The organism is Clostridium sp. Marseille-QA1073, assembly GCF_054863625.1.
This window is the reverse complement of the sequence record NZ_JBSVQM010000003.1, coordinates 253,120-277,510: the sequence shown is the minus strand read 5'-3', so window position 1 is coordinate 277,510 and position 24,391 is coordinate 253,120. Positions and strand designations below refer to the sequence as shown.

General features: G+C 27.6%; 23 protein-coding genes. 20 read left to right on the top strand and 3 right to left on the bottom strand.

Annotated elements, in window-relative coordinates; all coding sequences use genetic code 11:
* Together ACY1IQ_RS04560 and ACY1IQ_RS04555 are read left to right on the top strand one after the other, a co-directional pair.
* Positions 1 to 2,497: hypothetical protein (locus ACY1IQ_RS04560; RefSeq protein WP_461612841.1), on the top strand; the 2,497-nt coding region annotated here is incomplete at its 5' end.
* 5 nt (positions 2,498 to 2,502) lie between these two features.
* Complete coding sequence (locus ACY1IQ_RS04555) at positions 2,503 to 2,787, top strand: hypothetical protein (protein ID WP_461612840.1); 285 nt, start codon at positions 2,503 to 2,505, stop codon at positions 2,785 to 2,787.
* A gap of 81 nt (positions 2,788 to 2,868) precedes the next feature.
* Here ACY1IQ_RS04555 and ACY1IQ_RS04550 read toward each other — a convergent pair whose 3' ends face one another.
* The gene (locus ACY1IQ_RS04550) at positions 2,869 to 3,444 is read right to left on the bottom strand and encodes a TetR/AcrR family transcriptional regulator (protein WP_461612839.1); all 576 of its coding nucleotides are present in this window, start codon (positions 3,442 to 3,444) and stop codon (positions 2,869 to 2,871) included.
* A gap of 211 nt (positions 3,445 to 3,655) precedes the next feature.
* Between ACY1IQ_RS04550 and ACY1IQ_RS04545 the strand changes: the two genes are divergently transcribed.
* Positions 3,656 to 3,907, top strand: coding sequence for a DUF3892 domain-containing protein (locus tag ACY1IQ_RS04545; RefSeq protein WP_461612851.1), 252 nt, complete (start codon positions 3,656 to 3,658; stop codon positions 3,905 to 3,907).
* Positions 3,908 to 4,367: 460 nt separating this feature from the next.
* On the opposite strand, the gene ACY1IQ_RS04540 is transcribed toward ACY1IQ_RS04545, so the two are convergent.
* A complete protein-coding gene (locus ACY1IQ_RS04540) occupies positions 4,368 to 5,408 on the bottom strand; it encodes an FAD:protein FMN transferase (protein ID WP_461612838.1) in 1,041 nt (346 codons plus the stop codon).
* A 93-nt stretch (positions 5,409 to 5,501) separates the two neighbouring features.
* Positions 5,502 to 5,963: an FMN-binding protein gene (locus tag ACY1IQ_RS04535; protein WP_461612837.1), complete on the bottom strand. Its 462-nt coding sequence runs from the start codon at positions 5,961 to 5,963 to the stop codon at positions 5,502 to 5,504.
* A 606-nt stretch (positions 5,964 to 6,569) separates the two neighbouring features.
* On the opposite strand from ACY1IQ_RS04535, the gene ACY1IQ_RS04530 reads away from it, so the two are divergent.
* From ACY1IQ_RS04530 to ACY1IQ_RS04450, 17 genes are all read left to right on the top strand, one after another.
* A complete protein-coding gene (locus tag ACY1IQ_RS04530) occupies positions 6,570 to 6,965 on the top strand; it encodes a NusG domain II-containing protein (protein ID WP_461612836.1) in 396 nt (131 codons plus the stop codon).
* 11 nt (positions 6,966 to 6,976) lie between these two features.
* Positions 6,977 to 7,519 (top strand): Gx transporter family protein, encoded by a 543-nt coding sequence (locus tag ACY1IQ_RS04525; protein WP_461612835.1) that lies wholly within the window; start codon positions 6,977 to 6,979, stop codon positions 7,517 to 7,519.
* A gap of 236 nt (positions 7,520 to 7,755) precedes the next feature.
* Positions 7,756 to 9,120 carry a sigma-54 interaction domain-containing protein gene (locus tag ACY1IQ_RS04520; RefSeq protein WP_461612834.1) on the top strand — a complete coding sequence of 455 codons (1,365 nt, stop codon included), beginning with the start codon at positions 7,756 to 7,758 and terminating at the stop codon, positions 9,118 to 9,120.
* A gap of 389 nt (positions 9,121 to 9,509) precedes the next feature.
* Entirely contained in the window at positions 9,510 to 10,691 is a 1,182-nt protein-coding gene (locus ACY1IQ_RS04515) for an acetyl-CoA C-acetyltransferase (RefSeq protein ID WP_461612833.1), read from the top strand.
* A 525-nt stretch (positions 10,692 to 11,216) separates the two neighbouring features.
* Positions 11,217 to 11,792, top strand: a complete 576-nt coding sequence (locus ACY1IQ_RS04510; protein ID WP_461612832.1) for an SOS response-associated peptidase — start codon at positions 11,217 to 11,219, stop codon at positions 11,790 to 11,792.
* A 215-nt stretch (positions 11,793 to 12,007) separates the two neighbouring features.
* Positions 12,008 to 12,208 (top strand): hypothetical protein, encoded by a 201-nt coding sequence (locus ACY1IQ_RS04505; protein ID WP_461612831.1) that lies wholly within the window; start codon positions 12,008 to 12,010, stop codon positions 12,206 to 12,208.
* 265 nt (positions 12,209 to 12,473) lie between these two features.
* Positions 12,474 to 13,535 (top strand): exonuclease/endonuclease/phosphatase family protein, encoded by a 1,062-nt coding sequence (locus tag ACY1IQ_RS04500; protein WP_461612830.1) that lies wholly within the window; start codon positions 12,474 to 12,476, stop codon positions 13,533 to 13,535.
* Between the two features lie 181 nt (positions 13,536 to 13,716).
* Complete coding sequence (locus tag ACY1IQ_RS04495; protein ID WP_461612829.1) at positions 13,717 to 14,265, top strand: class I SAM-dependent methyltransferase; 549 nt, start codon at positions 13,717 to 13,719, stop codon at positions 14,263 to 14,265.
* A gap of 278 nt (positions 14,266 to 14,543) precedes the next feature.
* On the top strand, positions 14,544 to 15,122 hold the full coding sequence (locus ACY1IQ_RS04490) for an NAD(P)H-dependent oxidoreductase (RefSeq protein WP_461612828.1): 579 nt from the start codon (positions 14,544 to 14,546) through the stop codon (positions 15,120 to 15,122).
* Positions 15,123 to 15,208: 86 nt separating this feature from the next.
* The gene (locus ACY1IQ_RS04485) at positions 15,209 to 15,334 is read left to right on the top strand and encodes a hypothetical protein (RefSeq protein ID WP_461612827.1); all 126 of its coding nucleotides are present in this window, start codon (positions 15,209 to 15,211) and stop codon (positions 15,332 to 15,334) included.
* A 947-nt stretch (positions 15,335 to 16,281) separates the two neighbouring features.
* Complete coding sequence (gene rbsK, locus ACY1IQ_RS04480) at positions 16,282 to 17,205, top strand: ribokinase (protein WP_461612826.1); 924 nt, start codon at positions 16,282 to 16,284, stop codon at positions 17,203 to 17,205.
* A 52-nt stretch (positions 17,206 to 17,257) separates the two neighbouring features.
* A complete protein-coding gene (locus tag ACY1IQ_RS04475; RefSeq protein ID WP_461612825.1) occupies positions 17,258 to 18,328 on the top strand; it encodes a BMP family lipoprotein in 1,071 nt (356 codons plus the stop codon).
* A 77-nt stretch (positions 18,329 to 18,405) separates the two neighbouring features.
* Entirely contained in the window at positions 18,406 to 19,923 is a 1,518-nt protein-coding gene (locus ACY1IQ_RS04470; protein WP_461612824.1) for an ABC transporter ATP-binding protein, read from the top strand.
* The gene (locus tag ACY1IQ_RS04465) at positions 19,916 to 20,974 is read left to right on the top strand and encodes an ABC transporter permease (RefSeq protein ID WP_461612823.1); all 1,059 of its coding nucleotides are present in this window, start codon (positions 19,916 to 19,918) and stop codon (positions 20,972 to 20,974) included. Before ACY1IQ_RS04470 ends, ACY1IQ_RS04465 begins: the two co-directional genes overlap by 8 nt.
* A gap of 26 nt (positions 20,975 to 21,000) precedes the next feature.
* On the top strand, positions 21,001 to 21,939 hold the full coding sequence (locus ACY1IQ_RS04460; protein WP_461612850.1) for an ABC transporter permease: 939 nt from the start codon (positions 21,001 to 21,003) through the stop codon (positions 21,937 to 21,939).
* Positions 21,940 to 21,971: 32 nt separating this feature from the next.
* Entirely contained in the window at positions 21,972 to 23,237 is a 1,266-nt protein-coding gene (locus ACY1IQ_RS04455) for a M20 family metallopeptidase (protein ID WP_461612822.1), read from the top strand.
* 21 nt (positions 23,238 to 23,258) lie between these two features.
* On the top strand, positions 23,259 to 24,005 hold the full coding sequence (locus ACY1IQ_RS04450) for a glutamine amidotransferase (protein ID WP_461612821.1): 747 nt from the start codon (positions 23,259 to 23,261) through the stop codon (positions 24,003 to 24,005).
* The last annotated feature ends 386 nt before the right edge of the window (positions 24,006 to 24,391 follow it).

Sequence of the window (24,391 nt, the reverse complement as noted above, 5' to 3'; positions counted from 1 at the left end):
ATTAAAAAAGCAGTTTGATTTTTTGAATAAGTGTTATGAATCCATGGATAAATTCACTTTATACTTAAGTATTGCAGAAAGTAATATAAGTTGTGAAGTTTGTTTAGCGCTTAAAAAATATTATCTTTGGAGCTTGAAAAATACTTATAAGGTAAACATAGATGAAAAATTAAATATAAAATTCTTTAATGAGATAATAAAGAACACAGAGTATAAAATCATATCCAAATTAGAGTATAAGGAACTTAAGCATTTAGTTGTTGCTTATTATTCTTTAGGAGAAATTTACATAGAGAAAAACAATAGAGAATTTGCATTAAATAATTTTAATAAAGTTATTGAAATTTTAGAAGAAAGCACAAAACTTAATTTGAAATTTTTTAATATGCTAGAGGATAAAGATGATATAACATTATTTGAACTTATGATGTGGGCTAGAAAAAATTTAGCAGATATAAATAAGAATGTAGAAGAAGCTTTAGAAATTTATGAAAGCATAGCTAGTGATAGAGAACTTTTATTTTTAGAAAAAAATAGAGCAATCTATAACAGTTCAAAACAACTTAAGAATACTGATAAAGCCTATGAAGCAGCTAGAAATATAATAAAAATTATACCTGAATATAGTAATATAAATAAAGATGTAGTATTATTTTTAAAAGATAACAATGCTTTTTTAAAAGCTTTAGAAATTTGCTATGATGAATATAGCAGAAGTGAAGAAGAATTTTTTATAGATATTGCTTGTGGATGCTGCCAAAATAGCAAGGCTTTTAATATTCAATCTGTGGAAAAAATTATAAAATTTTGTAATTTGCTTTTAACTACATTTAAGTTTGAACATTGGAGATTATTAACTAAATCCTTATATACAGCTATTAAGGATTGGGATATAGCTTTAAATAAACTTTTACTTTATCTTAGAGAAAGCTTTGATAAGATTAATTATGAGAATAATGATTATTCTTACTTTCCAGAATGTATTGAAGTGCTAAGAGAGATTTATACGGATTTAAATGATAAAAAGTATATAAGCCCTCAAATAAGAAATTTTGAGCAGGATTTTATATTTTATCTTATAAATGCTTCATTTAAAAACAATGATTTTTATAATAGTTTTGAAGGGGCAACTAAATTATTATCTATATTAGAATTGAATAATATAAATGATAAAAAAGAAATAGTTGATAATTTGTTGAATGAAATTTTAAAAGAAATAAAACCTATTAAGAAACCTTTAGAAAAATATCCTTGGATTGGCCTAGTAGATAAAGTAAATTTAGTAGGGGAGAAATGTAAGTTTAATCCTAATATAAGCTATGAAAGCCAATATAAGAGTAGTGATAATACAGTAAAACTGGTGTTTTTAGGTAGTGAAGAAAATAGTAGAGAAAAATTGTTGCAGCTTTTACTTGAAAATAAGAATTTTAAAGAAAAGTTCGAAAGCGGTATTTTTACTATAATTGATGTGACTACTAAGGATGAAATGTTAGTGGCGGACTTAGTAATAATAGCTATAGATTGCATGGAAAATTTGGATGAAGAAAAAATAGAAGATTTAAAGAAATTAAGTGCAGATATTAATTTAGATAAACTTTTATTTGTAATAACCAATAATGAGAATTTAACTTATGATGATTTTAAAAATAAAAAAAATGTTCTAAAAGATATTTTAGAAGAAATAGATAAAAATATAAAAATAATAGCCAGTGGAGAAGAGCATAGAGAGTTACTAGATGAAATAGAAAAAACAACGCCTAACAATATGACTTTATATAGATTTAATGATTTTGCTAATTTATTAAAAAGTGAAATAGATAAAATCAATGAAAAAATAGATAGGGAACTTCACTATAAAAAAGTAGAAGTTAATAAGATGGAAGAGACTAGCTTTAAAACAAAGGAATTTGAAGATGAGCTTAAATTAAATATTAAAGAATTTAAGGGAAAAGTGGAAAGTGATCTTATATTTTTAAGAGAGTATTTAGAAACAAAGTTAAATATGTATATACCATCTATAATTGAAGAAAATGTGAAATTAATAGATGATATAGAAGATATAAAAAATATTAAAGAAGAAGCTGAATATAGAATGTTAGAAATCACCAATAATTGGTGCAGCGAAAATATATATAAGATATTAAATGAGCAGTTTGAGGTATATCTAGCTAAATATGAAAAAGTTCATGAAGAGCAGATAGAGCTTAGAAATAATATTGAAGAAAATAGAAAAATAATATTAAGTGTTAGTGATGAATTTTCTAAGGATTCTACTAAAATATCTTTCATAACCTTAGAAGAGATGACAAGTAATTTCAAAGTCCATTATGAAAACTTTACTAATAATTTAAGATTTGATGTGAAAATACTTCCAAAAGAGGGAATTATAAAGAGCCTAAAGGAAGGAGTAAGAATTGTTTTTATAAAACCAGAGGAAAAGATTAGTAATAAAAGAATTATATTAAGGAACTTTTACTACAACAAAAACCTATTGTAGCATCTTTGATTTGTGATAAGATTTTTGAAAACATAGAGGAATTAAATCTAAAGCTTAATATAGAAATTGAAAAAGCTTTTGATAATTTAATATTATCTGTTGAAAATGACAATATCATATCTAATAAAATATGGGAATTTAAAAAATTAGAGCATTCCGAATTATATGCTAGAAATGAAGAAATAAAGTCTAATATATTATTTATAAATATAGAGATAGAAAAGTATAAACGTCAATTATTTAATAATATGATTTATAGTGAAGGAGCGGTTTATTTAATTAATAATTAACCCTAGGAATATTAGAAAAACTTAAATATTGTATATAATTAATAACAAAAAGTCGTGAATTATCACGACTTTTTTAATACCTTAACTAACTTCTTTTTTATAACCTAAATTTAAAATCAATTGATTTAAAAATTCCATATTTTTTTCTTTTTCTTCAGGATGAGCTTCAATCATAGTATAAATAGTAGCTAATAAAGATTCTACTAATCTAATATTACAATTATATTCTATAGAAGAAGCATAATCTTTAGAAAAATCATTAAAAATTTTATCTATTAAACTTATAATATTCTTTTCAATTTCAACATTTGATTCAGTTTGAATTCTATTAGTAAGATCGGCTTTAACAAGCTCTTTATTTAATACACATCTTTCCTCTATGTCTTCATAAAGTATTTTAATACAAGAGGGTATTTTATAGTTATCCTCTGATTCTATTAAAGTTTGAAGTTTGAGAAAAGTTTTTTCTAGGTTATCTTCTAATATTCTTATAAAAAGCTTACTTTTGTTTGGAAAATAATTATAAATTGTTCCCGTAGATATATTACATTTTTTAGAAATAAGTTTCATATCTACCTTTTCATATCCTCTTTGAATAAATAATTCTTTTGCACAATTAATTATCGAACCCTCAATATCACTAACAGCGTTAGTCACTTTACCACCTCGTAATAATATAATCCTTTTTTATATATAATAATGATTATAATGTCGGTAATCATGTTTTGTCAATAATATAAGCCAAGCCTTATTTAAATAGAATAATTTTTAGCTATATAAAACATAATATTCATAAGGAGTGATAAATATGAAGAAATTTTTTCCGGAAGATAATATGCCACAGAGCTTAAGTAATATGAGTAATATGATGAAAGCTTCAGATATACCTAAAGAAAATAATATAACAATATCTAAAGTTAGAAAAAATTCTGAGGGAGATATTACTGATGTAATGCTTTCTAATGGAGAAGCCTATTCTATAAAACAGGCTGTTGAGATGACAAAAGAAGGATTAATAAATGGAGTGAATGTAAGTAGAGCTAAAAATGGAAGAGAGTATTTAAAAAGCAATCCTAATGGAACAGAAGAGGATAATTTAAGCAATAAACCTACATTTTAAAAAACTACATTTATTATTAAACTATAGAAATGAAATAATTAAGGAGGAAATTCTTTGATTTCCTCCTTAATTATTTGTTATTTTAATATTTTTTACTAACAATATAATTACTAGTTATTTCACCTCTGGGGAACAGTTTAATCAATGGAGAATTAAGAATGGAAAATTGACAATTGTCGTTGAAATTAATTCTGTAAATTAATTTCTTCAAATAGATTTTTTAATAAAAGTGACTATGTCACTTCAAAAATAAATCAATTCAAAACTTCTTCCATAAAGGAGAAGTATCAATAATTCTCCATTCTCAATAGTCAATTCTCAATTGTATAAGGGTTCCCCTGAGTACAGTATAATTTGGAGCAACGCTTAAAATTCTTAACCAATATTAATAAGGATAAGCAATATGTAATTGAAATATTAAAAATAGCATTTATTTTAATATATTAATTTTAGAAATAAATTATTCTACTAGCTTATAATTGTTGTTAGTTAGTTTAAAATTATTTTTTAATCCATTAGTTAAATATACTTTATTATCTTTTGTAATAAATATAGCTTCAATATTTTCTAGGGAGTTTATAAACTCTAATCCTTTTTCTTTTCCTAAAGCAAAGGTAGATGTAGATAACCCATCTCCATCTATAGATTTATCACTTATGATAGTTGCACTTAAAAGATCACTTTCATAAGGGTATCCAGTTTTAGGATCTAATATATGATGATAAACCTTTCCATCTACTTCTAAAAATCTTTCATATGTACCAGAGGTTACTATAGATTTATCATTGACTAATATATTACCAACAGTATCATTAGCACCTCCCTTAGGGTCCTGAATACCTATTTTCCATTGATTACCGTTAGGCTTATTTCCTAAAATATATAGATTTCCTCCTAAATTAATCATTGCACTTTTAACACCATTATCCACTAAAAGATTTTTCATTTCGTCAGCAGCATATCCTTTAGCGATTCCACCTAGGTCAATAATCATATTTGACTTCTTTAAGAAAATGCTATTTTTTTCACTGTCTAAAATAACATCATTATAATTAATAAGGGATTTTTTTTCTATAATTTCTTTTTCACTAGGGACTCTAGCACTTTCACTGCCAATTCCCCAAAGTTTAACTATAGGACCTATTGTTATGTCAAAGTTACCATTAGAAATCTTACTGTAATAAAGTCCACTTTCTACTATGGTGAAGGTATCTTTTCCTACAACTACAGCTTCTTTACCAGACATTTCATTAACCTTATCAAGTTCTGTGTCCTCTTTATTTATACTTACTTTATTCTCTAAGTCTTTTAATCTATCAAAGGCTTTATCAAGTATGGAAGTATCCTTTGAGTCAAAAATCTGAATAGTACATACTGTTCCCATAACTACTTCAGTATGACTTATAGGTTCTTTAGTGTTAGAATTAGAGGTTGAACATCCAGATAGAATAGTAATAGATAAGATTAGTAATGATAAGACATATAATTTAAATTTTTTCATATATATCCTCCAAAGTTTAATTTTTACTGTTTATTTTCTAAAATCAAAGACTTTAGGAATTATTCCTAAAGTCTCTTATTTGCATTTTATAACTTATTTTTTAGCAGCTTTAACTACAACTGTGTCAGTTTTACCTTTTTCAGCAGCTTTTAAAGCTTCTTTTGATAAATTCTTGAAATCTTCAGTTGAGTGAGTTGCTCCAGTTATGTTATCAACATCATCTGGGTTTCCTTTTTCAACTAAAGCTTTGTTAAAGTCAGCAGAGAATTTTGATGGCCAAGTCTCACTACTACCTTTCATAGATTCTTCATACTTAGCATCTTGAGATTTAAGTTTTCCTTCTTCGTTTACATAATCTGCATTACACTCAGAGATCTTTCCATCAGCCACTTTTAATTCAACAAAAGCTTTCCAACCATGTTCGTCCATTTCGGAATATTCAGCTTTGTATTGTCCATCTTTTAATTCTTTTGATGCTGAAGAAGATCCACATCCTACTAATACTGTTGCAGCTAATAATGTTGCAGAAACAACACTCACTAATTTTTTATTCATTTCAAAATCCCTCCTGTGAAATTCACATTCATTTTAGAAATATTATATTAATTACTATGTGGACATATGTAATTTCACATAGTAAGTATGGAAACTAAGTTAATAATTAGAAAAATATCTTATATTAGGTAATTTTATTAAAACATTTACAAAAAGTAAAGCAAATTATGATTTTTAATAACAATTTTATAGAATTATTAGAAATTCTTCACTAAAATGTATATTAAAGCTAACCATCTATTTATATTACAACAGATTTTACGAAAAATTTCAATAATTTTATGATTATTTTTACAATTAATTTATGACAATATTTTATTTTTTATATTTTTAATATAATTTAAGCTATTGATAAAATTTAATTAAGTTAAATTTTATCAATAATTACATTAAAAAATTTAGAGAAGATAGCAGTTTTATGCTATGATATTATTGTACTTATCGTAGCATGAATCTTAGTAATATTTATAAATATTATTAAGATGTTAAAATTATAACATAATATGAATTATTATAGAATAGAAATATTCAAAAAATTAATAGAAATATGTCTAAATTATTATATATTATGATAAATAAAACTAGAAAGAGATGGATGAGAAGCATATGAAGATAATTAAGAAATTAGATATAATAGTTATTTCTCTATTATTTATAGCATCTTTTATTCCACATGGTATCTTTTGGATGACATCAGGAGACAGCAATTATGTATATGCGAAAATTACTGTAGAAGGAAAAGAATATAAGCATATTAGATTGGACAACCACAAAGGGGAAGAAGTCTTTAATATTAAAACTAGTAAAGGATATAATATGATAAAAGTTGTGGATAATAAGATAGCTATAGTTGAGGCTGATTGCCCAGATAAGATTTGTTTAAAGCCTGGATATATTAGTAAAGTAGGAGAAACTGCAGTTTGTTTACCCCATAAAATTGTAGTAGAAATTAAAGGACGGGCAAATATTGATGATGAAGAAACAGACTTTATATCTGGTTAGAGGTGAAGAAAATGAAGAAAACTACTAAATTAGTATATATATCTTTGCTTATTGCTCAAGCTTTAGCATTACATATTATTGAAGGAATGTTACCTATACCTTTTATTACTCCTGGTGCAAGATTGGGGCTTTCAAATATTATTACTGTAATAGCACTATATACCTTAAGCTATAAAGAAGCTTTTACAGTTTTAGTAGTTAGAATTTTGCTTTCAGTAATGTTTGGAGGAAGCATATCAAGATTGCTATATAGTTTAGGTGGTGCATTTTTTAGTTTTGCATCAATGGTAATTGCAATTAAAGTATTTAAAAATAAACTTAGTATTATTGGAATTAGTGCTACTGGAGCAATCTTTCATAATGTGGGACAATTACTTGTTGCATCATATATAGTAGAAACTTTAGGGGTTATGCTGTACTTACCTATAATGACAATTGCAGGTATAGGTACAGGGATTTTTGTAGGATTAACCTGTAACTTTGCATTAAATCATTTATATAAGGTTAATAATAAAAATAATTTAGGATTTATAACAAAAGATAGATTACAATAAAACTTAGAATAATGAAGAATTGACAGTGGACAATTGACAATTGTGGATGAAATCAGTTTTAGTCAAACTAATTTCTTTAATTGTTTTTTTATTAGCAATGCAATTGCTAATTTTTATCATAAAAAGTTACTGTGTAACTTCAAAATAAATCAATTAAAAACTTCTCCCGTAAAGGAGAAGTATCAATAATTCTTCATTGTCCATTGTCAATTTTCAATTGTATAAGGGGTGATAGCATGAAGATAGATGAAAAAATACTTAATAGTATATTTAATAGCTTAGAAGAATGTATTGTTGTTGTAGATTTAAATGGCAAAATTATAATGATGAGCAATGTATATAAAAAATTTTTAGAATGTAATGACCCTGAAGGAAAACATGTTACAGATGTAATACCTAATACTAAACTACATATAGTAGCTGAAACAGGTGGGAAAGAAGTTGGAGAAATTCAAGAAGTTAATGGACATAAAATGATTTCCATGAGAGCTCCACTTATTAGTGAAGGAAAAGTTATTGGGGCTGTAGGAAAAGTTATGTTCAAAGACTTAAGTAATTTTAAGATATTAAGCAGTAAAATTTCTAATTTAGAAAAAGAATTAGAATACTATAAAAATGAATTTAATGGAGAAAAAAAAGCTAAGCATACTTTTAATAATTTAATAGGAAAAAGTGCTAAGTTCACCAATGCTATTAATTTAGCTAAAAAAGTAGCCAAAGGAGATTCTAGTGTTCTTATTACAGGAGAAAGTGGTACAGGAAAAGAATTGGTGGCTCAAGCCATACATAATGGAAGCAAGAGATGTTTTAAGCCCTTTATAAAAATTAATTGTGCAGCAATTCCGTCAGAGCTTTTTGAGTCGGAGATGTTTGGATATGAAGAAGGGGCTTTTACTGGGGCAAGAAAAAGTGGGAAAAAAGGTCTATTTGAATATGCAAATGGAGGTACTATTTTACTTGATGAAATAGGAGATATGCCCTTGAACATGCAAGTAAAGCTTTTAAGGGTACTTCAAGAGAGAGAGTTAGTTAGAGTAGGTGGAAATGAAGTAAAAAAAATAGATGTTAGAGTTATAGCTTCTACTAATAAGTCTCTTTTAGAATTAATAGAACAGGGGAAATTTAGAGAAGATTTGTATTATAGATTAAATGTTATGCATATAGATCTTCCACCTTTAAGAGAAAGACCTGAGGATATTGAACCGTTGTGTGAAAGATTAAGTATGGATCTTTGTAATAGATATGGAATTTATTCAGAAGGAGTGTCAAAGGAAGCATTAGAGTATTTAAAAGCCTACAATTGGCCGGGGAATGTAAGACAACTTGAAAATGTTTTAGAAAGAGCTATAAATTTATTAGATACAGAACTTTTTATACTTCCTAAACATCTTCCGGAAAAAATACTAAAATCTAAAAATAAAAATTATGTATTGAATGAAGGAGGTACATTAAAGGACATAGTAGAAGAAGTTGAAAAGGATATTATTATAGAAACTTTAGATAAAACTGATGGAAATAAAAATAAAGCTGCTGAAATGTTAGGCTTAAGTAGAACAGGGTTATATAAAAAATTAAAAAGATATAATTTAGAAAATATATAAGTGTTAACAAAAGTATACATGTAAACTAAGTTTACATGTATACTTTTGTTTTTACAAATTTCCTTTAATTTTGATATTTAAACTTTAAAAGGAAAAACAATGGGCAAAATATGAAATAAAAAATAATTAAACCCTTGAAAATACTTATAGTGATAATGTTAACAAAGATGTCAGTATATTAACAAAATTGTTAATATAAACACAAATTATTTAAGTGTAAACTAAGTTTACACTTGCTTTTTTTTGAGATTTGGAGCAATATAGGTATTGTGCCTATTTAAAGAGAATATAAAAGTTGGCACGGTTTTTGCTTGTATATATTTACGGGAAAATGATTAATTAATTGAAATTTATCATAAATATGTGAAGTTTATTGGAGGATGAACAGTATGAGAGAAGTAGTAATAGTAAGTGCTGTAAGAACAGCAGTAGGAGCATTTGGAGGAAGTTTATCTAAATTTTCAGCAATAGAATTAGGAGCAATTGCTGCAAAAGAAGCTATTAAAAGAGCAGGTATAAAACCAGAAATAATAGAAGAAGCTATTATAGGTAATGTTTTATCTGCAGGACTTGGACAAAACCCAGCTCGTCAAGTAGCATTAAAAGCAGGATTATGTGAAGAGTCAAGTGCAATAACTATCAATAAAGTTTGCGGTTCAGGACTTAGAGCAGTAAGCATGGCAGCTCAAATGATAAAAGCTGGAGATGCAGATATAATTCTTGCTGGGGGAACAGAAAGTATGAGTAATGCACCATATGTTCTTCCAAACAACAGATGGGGCCAAAGAATGGGAAATGGTAACGTTGTAGATACTATGATCAATGATGGTTTATGGGATGCTTTCAATAATTACCATATGGGAATTACAGCAGAAAACATAGCAGAGAGATGGAACTTAACAAGAGAAATGCAAGATGAGTTTGCATTAAACAGTCAATTAAAAGCAGAAGAAGCAATAAAAATGGGAAGATTTAAAGATGAAATAGTTCCAATAGAAATTCCTCAAAGAAAAGGAGATCCTATTATATTTGATACAGATGAATTCCCAAAAGCTAATATGACAATAGAAAAATTAGCTAAATTAAAACCAGCTTTCAAAAAAGATGGAACAGTAACAGCAGGAAATGCTTCAGGAATAAATGATGGTGCGGCTATGCTTATAGTTATGTCTAAAGAAAAAGCTGATGAATTAGGAGTAAAACCATTAGCTACAATAAAATCATATGCTTCTTCAGGATTAGATCCGCAAATAATGGGATATGGACCAGTTCCAGCTACAAGAAAAGCATTAGAAAAAGCTAATTTAAAAGTAGAAGATTTAGATTTAATAGAAGCAAATGAAGCTTTCGCAGCTCAATCTTTAGCAGTAGTTAAAGACTTAAACTTAGATACAAGTAAAGTAAACGTAAACGGTGGAGCTATATCAATAGGACACCCGGTAGGAGCTTCAGGTGCTAGAATACTAACAACATTAATACATGAAATGATAAAAAGAGATGCAAAAACTGGTTTAGCTACATTATGTATAGGTGGTGGACAAGGTACTGCATTAGTAATTGAAAGACAATAATAAAATAAGCTTTATTAGAAAATCTAGATAACCCTATTACACTATAAATTATGAAAATGTTACGATTTAATAAAAGAGTCAGTATATAGCTGGCTCTTTTTTTCTATATATATATTATTAATAAATGATTTAAATTTATAATTTTAAGGAATACTTATAGATGTAACACTTTTAGGTTCAATATATGCATTTATATAATTGTGTTATCAAATCATTTCAATTCACATTAGTATAGAATTGATAATTAACGATGGACAATTATGGTGAATTCTCAGTAGAGCATGAGAATTTTTCAATTGATTTATTTCTTATAAGCTATTGTTTTATTTCCATATAAAAATAAAAGATTTTTATATGGAAATAGTTAATTAAGTAGAATGCTTTCTGTTTTTCATATGAACATATAATTAAGATAAGTTTAAGTTTCATCGTATATATTTATATTGTATAGCTATAGTAATGTTGATTTTAAAATAATATATGTAGATATTTTATAAAATTTAATTGGAGGAGGTGACAGTATGTGTGGTGAGTTTTTTGGATGTTAATAATAAAGAGATTTTAGATTATTACAATATAAAGGATGAAAAAGAAGGAGGGGGAGAAAAATTTCCTTCCCATAAAGCTATAGTGGTTAAAGAAGATGAAACCACTTATATGAAATGGGGGTTTCCTCTAAATAATAAATTAGTTATAAATGCTAGAGGAGAAACAGTATTTGAAAAAAGATTCTTTAAAAAGGCAATAAAATCTCAGCGATGTTTAATACCAGCTTGTCATTTCTATGAATGGAAAGATAAAATGAAATATAAGATAAAGATAGATAATGAAGAATTTTTTTCAATGGCTGGTATTTATAATAAAGTTATAGATAAGAATGGAGAAGAATATTATGCTTTTGTAATTTTAACAACAGAGGCTAATAGAGAAATGAGTGAAATACATCATAGAATGCCGGTTATTTTGGATAAAAAAGAAGAAAAGATATATTTAGATAGTCATACACCTGAAGAGATAATAGAAAGTATGTTAAATTCATTAGAAGATAATAAATTATTAATATTAGAAGATAAAGGAATAGAACAGCTGAGTTTATTTTAATAAAAAGATTAAAATATTATATAATTTTAATCATAGCTTAAAGACCTATAATCTTAAGATTACAAAAATGTAAGATGCAAATGTAGGTTTGTAAGGCAAATAAATTTTAAAAATTCTTAGATACTATTATAATTAATATTGTAATATGAAGACATCAAGTACCTTTAAGATGTTGGATTTATAATGAAAGCTTTGAAAGTTATGAGGATAATGAGATGGAAAAGATTAGTTTGGTATTAAATAGAATATCTGCTGGAACTACAGTTGTTTTTGGAGGACTTTACATCATAGAAAGTTTAAGTCATAGTGCTTCTGGTATGATGTCCCCTGCGGTTTTTCCATTAGCTATGGGTTCTATTATTCTTTTTACATCGACTTTATTGTTTAACATTAATCAATTTAAAAAACAAAATTGATTAATGTTATTTCAAAGCTAATAAAACATATTAACCTCTTAAATAAATTCATAATAAAGTTATCTATGAAAAACCACGGCACCCCCTTGCTGTGGTTTTTTATGTTAAAATTAAAGTTGAATTCTTATATTTATTCCTTTACTTTAAATAATTTTAATATACATATATAAATGTGATCTTATTATTTTAAGTAATTATTTATAGGCAATATTAAAAACCATAAAATCATTATAATTTTATAAATGTTTATATTTAGGAGGAGTAGATGAAAAATAGATTTTTAAAATGGTTTTTATATGGGGCACTTGTAGTAGGAATTTTAATAATAGGATATTTTGCTTTTATGACAATTACAGATTATAAGCCAGAGAAAATTTTAGAAGTTAAAATAGAAAACAATAAAGAAGAACAAGCTAAATTAAATTCTCTAATGACTATTATGACTTATAATATAGGCTATTGTGGAATGGACAAAGATGTAGACTTTTTTATGGATGGAGGAAAAGAGTCCCGTTCACTTAGTAAGGAGAAGACCATAGAAAATTTGAAAGAAAGTTTTAAAATAATAGAAAAAGAAAGTCCAACTTTTATTTTTCTACAAGAAGTGGACAAAAAAGCTACAAGAAGTTATAAGGTAGATCAATATGATTATTTTACAAATAATTTAAATGGATATTCATCTAGTTTTGCAATTAATTATAAAGTACCATGGGTACCTGTGCCTATTAAAAAGCCTCATGGGAATGTATTAGCGGGATTAGCGAATTTTTCAAAACTAACTGTGAATAAAAGCACAAGGTATGATTTGCCAGGAAAAGAGTTATGGCCAAGGCAGTTAGCAGAACTTGATCGCTGTATTTTAGTTAATAGAGTGCCAGTGGAGAATGGAAAAGAATTAGTTTTGATAAATCTTCATTTATCAGCCTATGATAAAGGTGGCAAAATAAGAAAGCAACAACTTGATTTTTTATCTTCATTTTTGCAGGAAGAATATAAAAAAGGCAATTATATAATTGCAGGTGGAGATTTTAATCATCAAATTCCAGGGAGTGAAGGTTCTATTTTTAAGACTACAGAAGAATGGCCAGAATGGCTTCAACCTATCCCGAAAGATTTTGAGTTGGAAGGCTTTACATGGAGTTTTGATGAAGAAAATCCAACAGTTAGAGCAGTAGCAAAGCCTTATAAAAAAGGAGAAACTTTTACAACTATAATAGATGGATTTTTGATTTCTAATAATGTTGAAGCTATATTTACTAAAACAAAAGACTTAGATTTTACTTATTCCGATCATAATCCAATAATATTAAACTTTAAATTAAAATAAATTAATATTTTTAAGGACTACTATTAAATTAAATATTTTAGTAGCCTTTTTTAGAAAAATTATAAAATCATAAGATTAAAATTTTCAATCAAGTTTTTAACAGGAAATTAGGGTATTAAGATAGAATAGTTAAGAATTCAGAAATTATTTGTATAATAATATATAAAGTGAGGATGAAAATATGAATAATCTTATATCAGCTTTTCCTTTGTATAACTTCTTAAAATACTGCAATGGTAGCTCGCTTGAAAAAGTTATTCTTGATTGCGGCGCTGGTGGAATTAACCCACCTCTTTCTCTATTTTATGAGTTTGGATATAAAACTTACGGCATTGAAATATGCGAAGAACAATTAGAAAAAGCTAGTTCTTTTTGTGATACAAGTAATATGAAGTTAAACATTATTAAAGGAGATATGAAGGAAATTCCCTTTAATAATGAATTTTTTAGCTTTTTGTTTTCTTATAATACTTCTGTTCATATGAAGAAACAAGATTTTTTACTTGCTTTACAAGAATTTTATAGAGTATTAAAATCTAAAGGATTGTGTTATGTAAATTTTTTAAGTGAAGAATGTGATTCCTATGGAAAAGGTAATCAAGTTAACGAAGGGGAGTTCATACAAATTGAAGATGAGCAAGAAGTATTTTACTGCCACTATAGAGAGGATGAGATCGAACAATATTTTAATGGATTTGAAATTCTCTATAAAGAAAAACGAACAATTTAGAGAAGAATTGATGATGAAAATGTACATCATCATATTTTGATTATATATTAATAGAAAAATAATTTATTAATTATTATTTATAAGATAAAAAACTAAAAATTTATTTTAATATATGTAACTTTAAAAGTTTAGATGATTATTATTATCTAATGTAGACTAAAATTAAGTGTAAGATAGATAAATTATTATGGGTTAAAAATTATTGGTGTTTCTATAGAATAATATTTACAAACTAGCAAAAACTAAACTATATTTGTTTTGAGAAAGGGGATATACATATGAAACATTTAATAATTTATGCTCATCCTAATCCTAATAGTTTTTGTCATGCTATATTAGAAAGTGTAGAAAATGTTAGTAAAAATAAAGGACATGAAGTAAAGATTAAAGATTTATATGCAATTAACTTTAATCCAACATTACAACCAGCAGATTTTGAAGCTTTTGGAAGAGGAGAAGTTCCTAGTGACATTAAAAGTGAACAGGAAGAAGTAAAGTGGGCGGATCTTATTACTTTTATTTACCCTGTATGGTGGGCATCAATGCCAGCTATACTTAAAGGATATATAGATAGAGTATTTGCTAATGGATTTGCATATAAATATGACAATAATGCACCAGTAGGTCTGCTAGAAGGAAAAAAAGCACTAGTATTCAATACAACTGGATCTCCTAGTGATGACTATGCAGAAAATGGTATGCATGACGCTATGAAACAAATGGTAAATGATGGTATATTTAAATTTTGTGGAATTGAACCACTTTATCATACTTTCTTTGGTGCTGTTCCTTTTGTAGATGATGAATCACGTAAAGAGTATTTAACAAAAACAGAAACTTTAATACAAAACTTATAATAAAATTTTAGCCATTACTTTAAAAGTAATGGCTAAAATTGTATTAATAAATTATAGAGATGATATGTATTACTATTTTTCAAGTGATGAAGTTGCTTTTATTTAAAGCTTGTTTAAATAAATTAAGTTCAAACTTAATTATTAAGTATCTATTTAGAGAAGTTGATGATTTAGACATTCAAAGAAGCGGTTATATTATGAAGATGGATTAAATTACAAAAATGTAAGTTTAATTCTTAGTTTTGTAAGGTATATGAATGGTTTAGCTATTTGATTTTACTTATAATAAAATCATAAGTTATAAACATGCTAGATAGTTAAATTCGATATATAAAATCACATATCCAACCTTGAAAACTAAGTACTATGTAAGAGAAGTAACCTATAGAATTTTTCTATGGGTTACTTTTCTTTTAATAAAAAATTTATAAATAATTTTATATTATAGGCTAGTGACTATTTTAGAATGTTTCAATAATATAACATAAAATTTTAGAGATTATAAATAGATTTAATTTATTTTGATATATTCATTAAAAACAACAAGGGAGTTATACAAGGGATGTAACTCTCTTGCTATTTTTTATATATAAAAGTTCTTAGCACTCTTTCAACTTTTATAAAAAATATCTTACACTATAAAAGTAATTTATTACACAAATTTTTAATTTACTTTAATTGTAGTAGAAACATTTAAAATGATTATAAAGACTACAATCATTAATTATATAAGAAAATATATTTAATGAATATCATATTTATAAAAAGATTAAAAGAACGAATAATTTAAATAATTTAATTTTTTAGATTATTTTTAAATATATGCTATATAGTATAGCATATATAAAAATAAAATAACTTTTAATAAAAGTGATATACAATTAAAGATTAAATGTAAAAGTATATAGCACATATATAAAAAGTGTATATTTTTTAATAAAAATATAGTTAAATTATAAAACACTTAAAAGAAACAAAATTGTAAAAAAATAATGAAATATGATGTCAAATATATTGTTTTTTTTATAAGGCTATAATAGAATGATTTTAAAGAAGTAAAACGTTTTAGTTAAACCTTTAACTAAAATGATTTTATGGTAAGTAATTACATAAATTAAGGTTACGTTTTTATCTCATTATGTAAAAGGAGTGTCTATAAATGAAAGATATACTGGTTATTGGCAGCATTAATATGGATTTTGTAGTGGATGTAGATCACATACCTAAATTAGGAGAAACCATATTATCAAAGTCTATTTTAAAGTTTCATGGTGGAAAAGGTGCTAATCAAGCAGTAGCCATTGGAAGATTAGGTGGAAGTGTTAAAATGCTTGGTAAAGTTGGACAAGATGGTAATGGCAATGAGTTAGCAGATGCTTTAGAAGAAAGCAATGTTGATATTAAATACGTATTATTTGATGAAACTTATCCATCAGGAACTGCATTTATATATGTAGATAAAAATGGAGATAATTGCATTGTGGTAAATCCAGCATCAAATAGTAATTTAAAAGTAGAGGATATTGAAAAATATAGTGAAGCTTTTGAAAATGTTTCTTATTGCGTAATGCAGCTAGAGATACCTTTAGATACGGTTAGGACTGCAGTAGATTTTTGTCATAAAAAAGGTATAAAAATAATATTAAATCCTGCTCCAGCACAACAAATACCAAAGGAAATATTGTGTAAAGTAGATTATTTAATACCAAATGAAACAGAACTGGAATTGATGACTGGTGAAAACATAAATAATGAAAATGATGTAAAGAATGCTATAAATAAACTTTTAGCCATGGGAGTAAAAAATATTATAGCAACTCTTGGTGAAAAAGGTGCAATTTATGCAAGTAATGAAGAGTTTAAAATTTTTAATTCTGTAAAGGTAAATGCAGTAGATACTACTGCAGCAGGTGATTCCTTTATAGGAGGATTTGTTTCACATTTAAATAGAGAAAATGATGTTATAAAAGCCATTGAATACTCTTTATACGTTGGAGCATTAACTGTTAGTAAAAAGGGAGCTCAAAGTTCATTACCTTATAAAGAAGAAGTAGAAGAATTTATTAACAGTAGAAAAAAATAAAAAGTGAACTATTTAAAAACATATAAAAAAATTATTAAAGGGGGATTTAACCATGAAATGTAAAAAACATATTGCATTGTTACTAACTCTTATTATTGCTTTTTCAACATTACTTGTTGGTTGCGGTAGTAGTAATGGCAGTAAAGATGATAGTTCTAAAGAAGGTAAAAAAACCAAAGTTGCATTATTATTAGCAGGTTATCTAGGAGATAAATCATTTAATGACTCTGCTAATGAGGGAGTAAAGAAGGCTCAAGGAGAATTTGACCTTGAAGTTAAAATTATGGAAACTGATAAACCAGCAGATTGGGAATCAAACACAATGGCTATGGCTTCATCAGGTGAATATGATTTAATTTTAGCAGTATCAGCTCAATATGAGGATATAATGAAGACGATAGCTCCTCAATTCCCAGATCAAAAATTTGCAATTATTGATGGTGTTGTTGATGAACCTAACGTAGCTTCAGCAATATTTGCTCAAAATGAAGGATCATTCCTAGCAGGAGCAGCAGCAGCATTATTTACTCAAAAAACAAACATTAAGAATGTAAATGAAGACAAAGTTATAGGATGGGTTGGGGGAGTAGATATCCCTGTATTACAAGACTTTTTAACAGGATATAAGCAAGGAGCAGCATATATTGATCCATCAACAAAAGTTTTAGAAGCTTTTGCAGGTTCATTTACTGATCCATTAAAAGGAAAAGAATTAACATTAGCTCAATATAGCCAAGGTGCTGACATAGTAATGAACGTTGCTTCAGGCACAGGAAATGGTGTATTAGAAGCAGCTAAAGAATCAGGTAAATATGCAATAGGTGTTGACCAAGATCAAGATGGAATATATCCAGGAAACATATTAACTTCAATGCTTAAGCGTATTGATGTTACTTCATATACAGTAATTAAATCTGTAGCTGATGGAAGCTTTAAAGCTGGAGAAACACTTTACATGGATGTAACTAATGGCGGTGTTGGATTAACAGATATGACAGTTATGAAAGAAGCTTTAGGAAAGGACTTCCCAGAGGATATATTAACTAAAGTTAAAGAAATAGAAGAAAAAATTAAAAGTGGTGAGATAAAAGTTAAGTCGCATCCAGGATTTGGAAAGAAATAACAAATATTAAGAATATACCAAGATTAAAACCTTAATCTTGGTATATTAAATATATTTAGTTAGGTAGGGGAGAGGCTATGTCAAATAAAATTATACAAATGACCAACATAAAAAAGAGCTTTGGAACTGTACAAGCTATTTCTAATGGTTTTTTCGACTTATATGAAGGTGAAATTCATTCTTTAGTAGGTGAAAATGGAGCAGGAAAATCTACTCTATTAAAAATACTTTATGGTATGTACAAATTTGATGAAGGCAAAATGGTGATAAAAGGTAAGGAGTATTCATATTTAACTCCTAAAGAAGCTATAGAATTGGGAATAGGCATGGTTCATCAAGAGTTTATGTTAGTTCAGGACTTAACAGTACTTGAAAATATAATTTTAGGCTTTGAACCAAGCAAAGGTATGAGAATAGACTTAGATGAAGCTAGAAGAAGAATACAAGAATATATAGATCTATATGGAATGGATATACAACTTAATAAAAAGGTTAGAAATATATCTGTAGGAGAAGCACAAAGGGTTGAAATTATAAAAACTCTTTATAGAGGTGCTGAAATATTAATACTAGATGAACCAACAGCTGTACTTACTCCTCAGGAAACGATTCAATTATTTAAAATATTAAATGCACTTAAGAAAGATGGTAAATCTGTAATCTTTATATCTCATAAGCTTAAGGAAGTTATGGAAATCAGTGATAGAATATCTGTCATGAGACAAGGAAGCTATTTAAATACATTTCTAAAGAAAAATACTAGTATACCAGAAATAGCAAAAATGATGGTTGGTAGAGATGTATTTTTAAGTGCTAAAGCGAAAACTGGAAAGATTGGAGATGTAGTTATTCAGTTAAAAGATATCTATGTTCCAGGAGATAGAGAATTATCAAAAATTAGAGGTTTAGATTTAGAGATAAGAGAAGGGGAAGTCCTAGGAATTGCTGGAGTTGACGGAAATGGCCAAACAGAACTTATTGATGCCATTACAGGACTTAGAAAAGTTGAGAAAGGTGAAATAAAATTATTAGGGAAAAATATAACTAATTTATCACCTTTGAAAATTAGACAATCAGGTGTAGCACATATACCAGAGGATAGAAATGTTAGGGGATTAAATAAAGAGTGGAGTATCAAGGACAATTTGATTGCAAATAAATTTTATAAAAGTCCTTTTAGTAAATTTATAAAATTGAATAAAAAAGAAATTGAAAATTATTCTAAGGAATTAATAGATAAATTTGACATTAGACCGAAAGATGGAGAAATACTTACATCTAATTTATCTGGAGGAAATGCACAAAAAGTAATAGTTGCCCGAGAAGTTGATATGGATGCAAAACTTTTAATAGCGGCACAACCAACAAGAGGAGTAGATATTGGATCTATTGAAGAGATTAGAAAATACTTAGAGGAAGCTAAAAAGAAGAATACAGCTATACTTTTAGTATCTGCAGATCTTGAAGAAATACTTTCTCTTTCAGATAGGATAGCTGTTATGTATGAAGGTAAGATAACAGGAGTGCTTTCTTCAGAAGAGGCTACAGAGGAGAATTTAGGTATCCTTATGATAGGAGGTAAATTAAATGGGTAAAAAATATTATATAAGCTTACTTCTTTCATTGCTAACTGCCTTTGCTATAGGAGCGATAATTATAATTTCAATGGGATTTAATCCTATTGAAGGATATATACAATTATTTAAAGGTGCTTTTGTAGGTAACTTTAACTTAGGAGGTACACTTCAAATTTTTGTTCCACTAATGTTAGCGGCATTAGCCTTCGCAGTCTCTTCAAAGGTTGGAATATTTAATATAGGAGTTGAAGGAGAATTATATTTAGGTGCAATAGCAGCTGCATGGATAGGTGCATCACTTGTAGGTCTTCCGAAGATTATACATATACCTTTAACACTTGGTTTTTCTGCTATTGTAGGTTCTTTATGGGCCTTTATACCAGGATATCTAAAATCATATTTTAATGTAAATGAAATAACAGCAACTATATTACTAAATTACGTTGCTATTTATATCACTAATTATTTAGTAAATGGAAGTTTATCTGCTCAAGGTGTTGTTGCTAAAACAAAAGACATAGCGGATAGTGCAAAGTTATCAACAATTTTAAAACCAAGTAAAGCAAATACTGGACTATTTATCGCAATTGGAGTTTTAATATTTGTATATTGGCTAATGTTTCACACTACAGTGGGATATAAGCTTAGAAATGTAGGAATTAATAGAAAATTCTCTGAATACATAGGGATTAAAGAGAAGAAAATAATGGTTATTGGAATGATGATAAGTGGAGCAATTGGAGGACTTGCAGGAGGAATAGAGGTTGCTGGTGTTTATGGATACTTTTTAGGAAACTTTTCTGTAGGAATAGGCTTTGATGGAATGCTTATATCGTTAATTGCTAGAAATAATATAAAACTTGTACCATTTATAGCTTTCTTTGTTGCCAGTCTTAAAGCAGGAGCTTTGGGTATGGAAAGATTTACGGGAATACCTAAGTCTTTAATAGATATAATTATTTCAGTATTTATAATACTAGTGGCAATGGAAGGATTATATAGTGGAATCAAATTAAAAAAGAAAAAAGCAAAGATTGAAGATTCTAAAGAAAGTTCAGTTAATGCATAGTGGCAAAGGAGTGAATAAATTTGGAAATGTTATCATCTATATTTGATTTAAGTTTGATTGCTTCTACTATTAGAGCATCTACACCAATATTATACGCTGCTTTAGCCGTTATAATAACTCAACAGGCAGATATATTAAATGTTGGTACTGAAGGAATTATGCTAATGGGAGCTTTCGTAGCAGTATCAGTAAGTTTTTTAACTGGAAGTTGGATTTTAGCTGTAATAGCAGCTGTGGTTTCGGGAGTTTTAATGGCACTTATAGTAGGAGTTGCTCACATAAAATTTAAAGGAGAAATTATGGTTGTTGGTATATCTCTTAATATGTTTGCATTAGCAGTGACAAGATTTTTATTAAGAGAGATATTTGGAGTTGCTGGAAGTTTCTACTCTGATAAAATAGTACCGATACCGAGAGTGCATATACCTTTTTTAGAGAATATTCCTGTGTTAAACACGCTGTTTAACAACTATTCTTTATTTGAACTTTTAGGACCAGTTTTTGTATTTGCCATATGGTATTTATTATTTAGAACTACTTGGGGTCTTAGAATTAGAAGTGTCGGCTTAAATCCTAAGGCAGCGGAGACAGCAGGAATAGATATTTATAAGTCAAAGTTTCAAGTAATTATAATATCTGGAATATTGGGAGGAATTGCTGGGGCACACTTATCTTTAGGATATTCAAGGATGTTCGTTGAAAATATGACTAATGGAAGAGGATTTATGGGTGTTGCAGCAATGTATTTTGGAGGAGTAAATCCTATATTTGCTTATGTAGGAACGCTAATCTTTGGATTTGCAGATTCTATAGGTGCAAGATTACAATCCCATGGATTTCCTTCAGATTTTATACTGATGATTCCATATATTACAACTGTTGCTATACTTTCAATTTCAATGATTAGAAAATATTTAGTAGAAAAGAAAGCAAAAAGTTCTCTTATTACTATGGATAATAAATAATAATTTATATAAAGTATAGGATGTGATAAATAATGAATAGTAAGTTAAAAGAAACTCTTATGAATAATAAAGAGCAGTATATAAAACATCTTATGGATTTAATCTCTATAGATACTCAAGTAATAGGTCATGGTATAAATGGAGGAAAAGAAAAAGAAGGACAGTTATACATCAAAAAACTCTTAGAGGAACTTGATGGACAAGTCATAGTTGAGCAAATGGAAGAAGAAACTATTATTAAAGCTCTTGAAAGCTATAATGAGGGAAATCTTAATCATAACTATGAAGATAGATTTAATTTAATAGGAGATTTTAAAGGAAAAGGAGATAAAACTCTTCTATTTAATGGTCATGTAGATACAATGCCACCAGGAGATATAAGTAAGTGGAAAATTAATCCTTGGAAGCCAGAAATAATTGATGGAAAGCTTTATGGATTAGGTGCTGCTGATATGAAGAGTGGACTTATAGCATCTATAATGGCAGTTAAATTATTAAAAGATGCAGGAATAGAGCTTCCTGTTAATGTGAAGATTCTTTCAGTAGTAGATGAGGAAGGTGGAGGAAATGGAACCATTCATGCTGTTACAAAAGGTGTAAAAGCTGATGGTGCAGTAATTTGTGAACCTTCAGATAACAAAATAATAAATGCTCATATGGGATTTATATTCTTTGAAGTAGAGGTTAGTGGAATAGCTCTACATAGTGGTAAAAAATGGGAAGGTATTAATGCTATTGAAAAAGCAATTAAGCTTATAAATGCACTAAATGAATTAGAGCATCAATGGCTGATGAAATATAAGCATAAGGTACTTCCTGCTCCAACAATAAATGTAGGAGTGATTAAAGGTGGTACAGCAGGATCTACAGTACCTGACAATTGTAAGTTTAAAATGTGTATTCATTATTTACCAGAAGTAATGAGTTATGAAATGGTTAAAAATGATGTTATAAATACCCTAAATTTATGTGCTAATGGAGATAGTTATCTTAAAGATAATCCACCTATATATAATATATATCAAGCTGGAGGAGCTTTTGAGATGGATGAAAATCATAGCTTTGTATCTAAAGTTAAAGAAGCATATAGTGAAGCTACTGATAGTACATCAATAGTAGATGGAAGCTGTGCAGGTAATGATGCTAGACTTTTAAAGAATATAGCAAATATACCTACAGTTATATTAGGTCCAGGAGCACTAGAGCAATGTCATACTATTAATGAATATGTAAAAGTAGAAGAGTATTTAAATCATATTCTTATATACGCTAATTTAATATTAAATTTTGATAGATAATTTTTAAGGAGGACTTTGAAGATGAGTAAAATATTAATTGCTGGGGAATCATGGATGAGCCATACTATACATGTAAAGGGATTTGATAGCTTTACAACTTCAGTTTATGAAGAAGGTGTTGAGTATATAAAAAAAGCATTAGAAGAAGGTGGATATGAGGTAGACTTTCTACCAAACCATTTAGCTGCAGATAAATTTCCAACAACTTTAGAAGAACTAAATCAATATGAAGCTGTTATATTATCTGATATAGGATCAAATACTCTATTATTACCTAAATCAGTATTTACACAAGGAAAAAGATTACCGAACAGATTAGAACTTGTAAAAGAATATGTTGAAAAAGGTGGATCTTTCTTAATGATAGGAGGATACATGTCTTTCACTGGAATAGATGCAAAAACTAGATATGGTGAAACTGCTGTAAAGGACATATTACCAATAAAAATGTTAGATACAGATGATAGAGTAGAGGCGCCACAAGGATTCCATCCACAAGTTGTTAAAGAGCATGAAATATTAAATGGAATACCAAAAGAATGGCCGCATTTCTTAGGATATAATAGAACAATAGCGCTAGAAGATAAAGGAGAACACCTAGTAACAATAGATGGAGATCCATTCATATCTGTTATGGAATATGGAAAAGGTAGAACTGCTATCTTTACTTCTGATTGTGCTCCACACTGGGGTCCAGTAGAATTCCTAAATTGGGAATATTACAATAAACTTTGGATAAATATTTTAAATTGGATGACAAGAAAGTAAGATTTAGTTAAAACGATTAGTTCCTAATATTACACTAAATTATTGAAGGTGGTGTCTAGGTAGTTACTATCTGGATGCCCCTACAATAAAATCTCATTAATAAAATATTTGATATTTGGCTATGTTTTAAATCATTGAAAATTTGGATTACTCTATGCTAGCTGTTGTAATTAATTGAGAATTAAAATGAAGGTTTACAAGGAGTAATAACTTCGTATTATATAATAATTCTCAATGCTATAAATTAATCATAGTTGTATTTTAAAATCAATAATATTTTAAATCATCACCAATTATTTAAGCTAAGAGTAATTCTTCTATATGGTTTATAGAAGATTTTTTCTTCCTTAAAGAGCACATTAAATTTATTTAGAGCTTATAAGTAA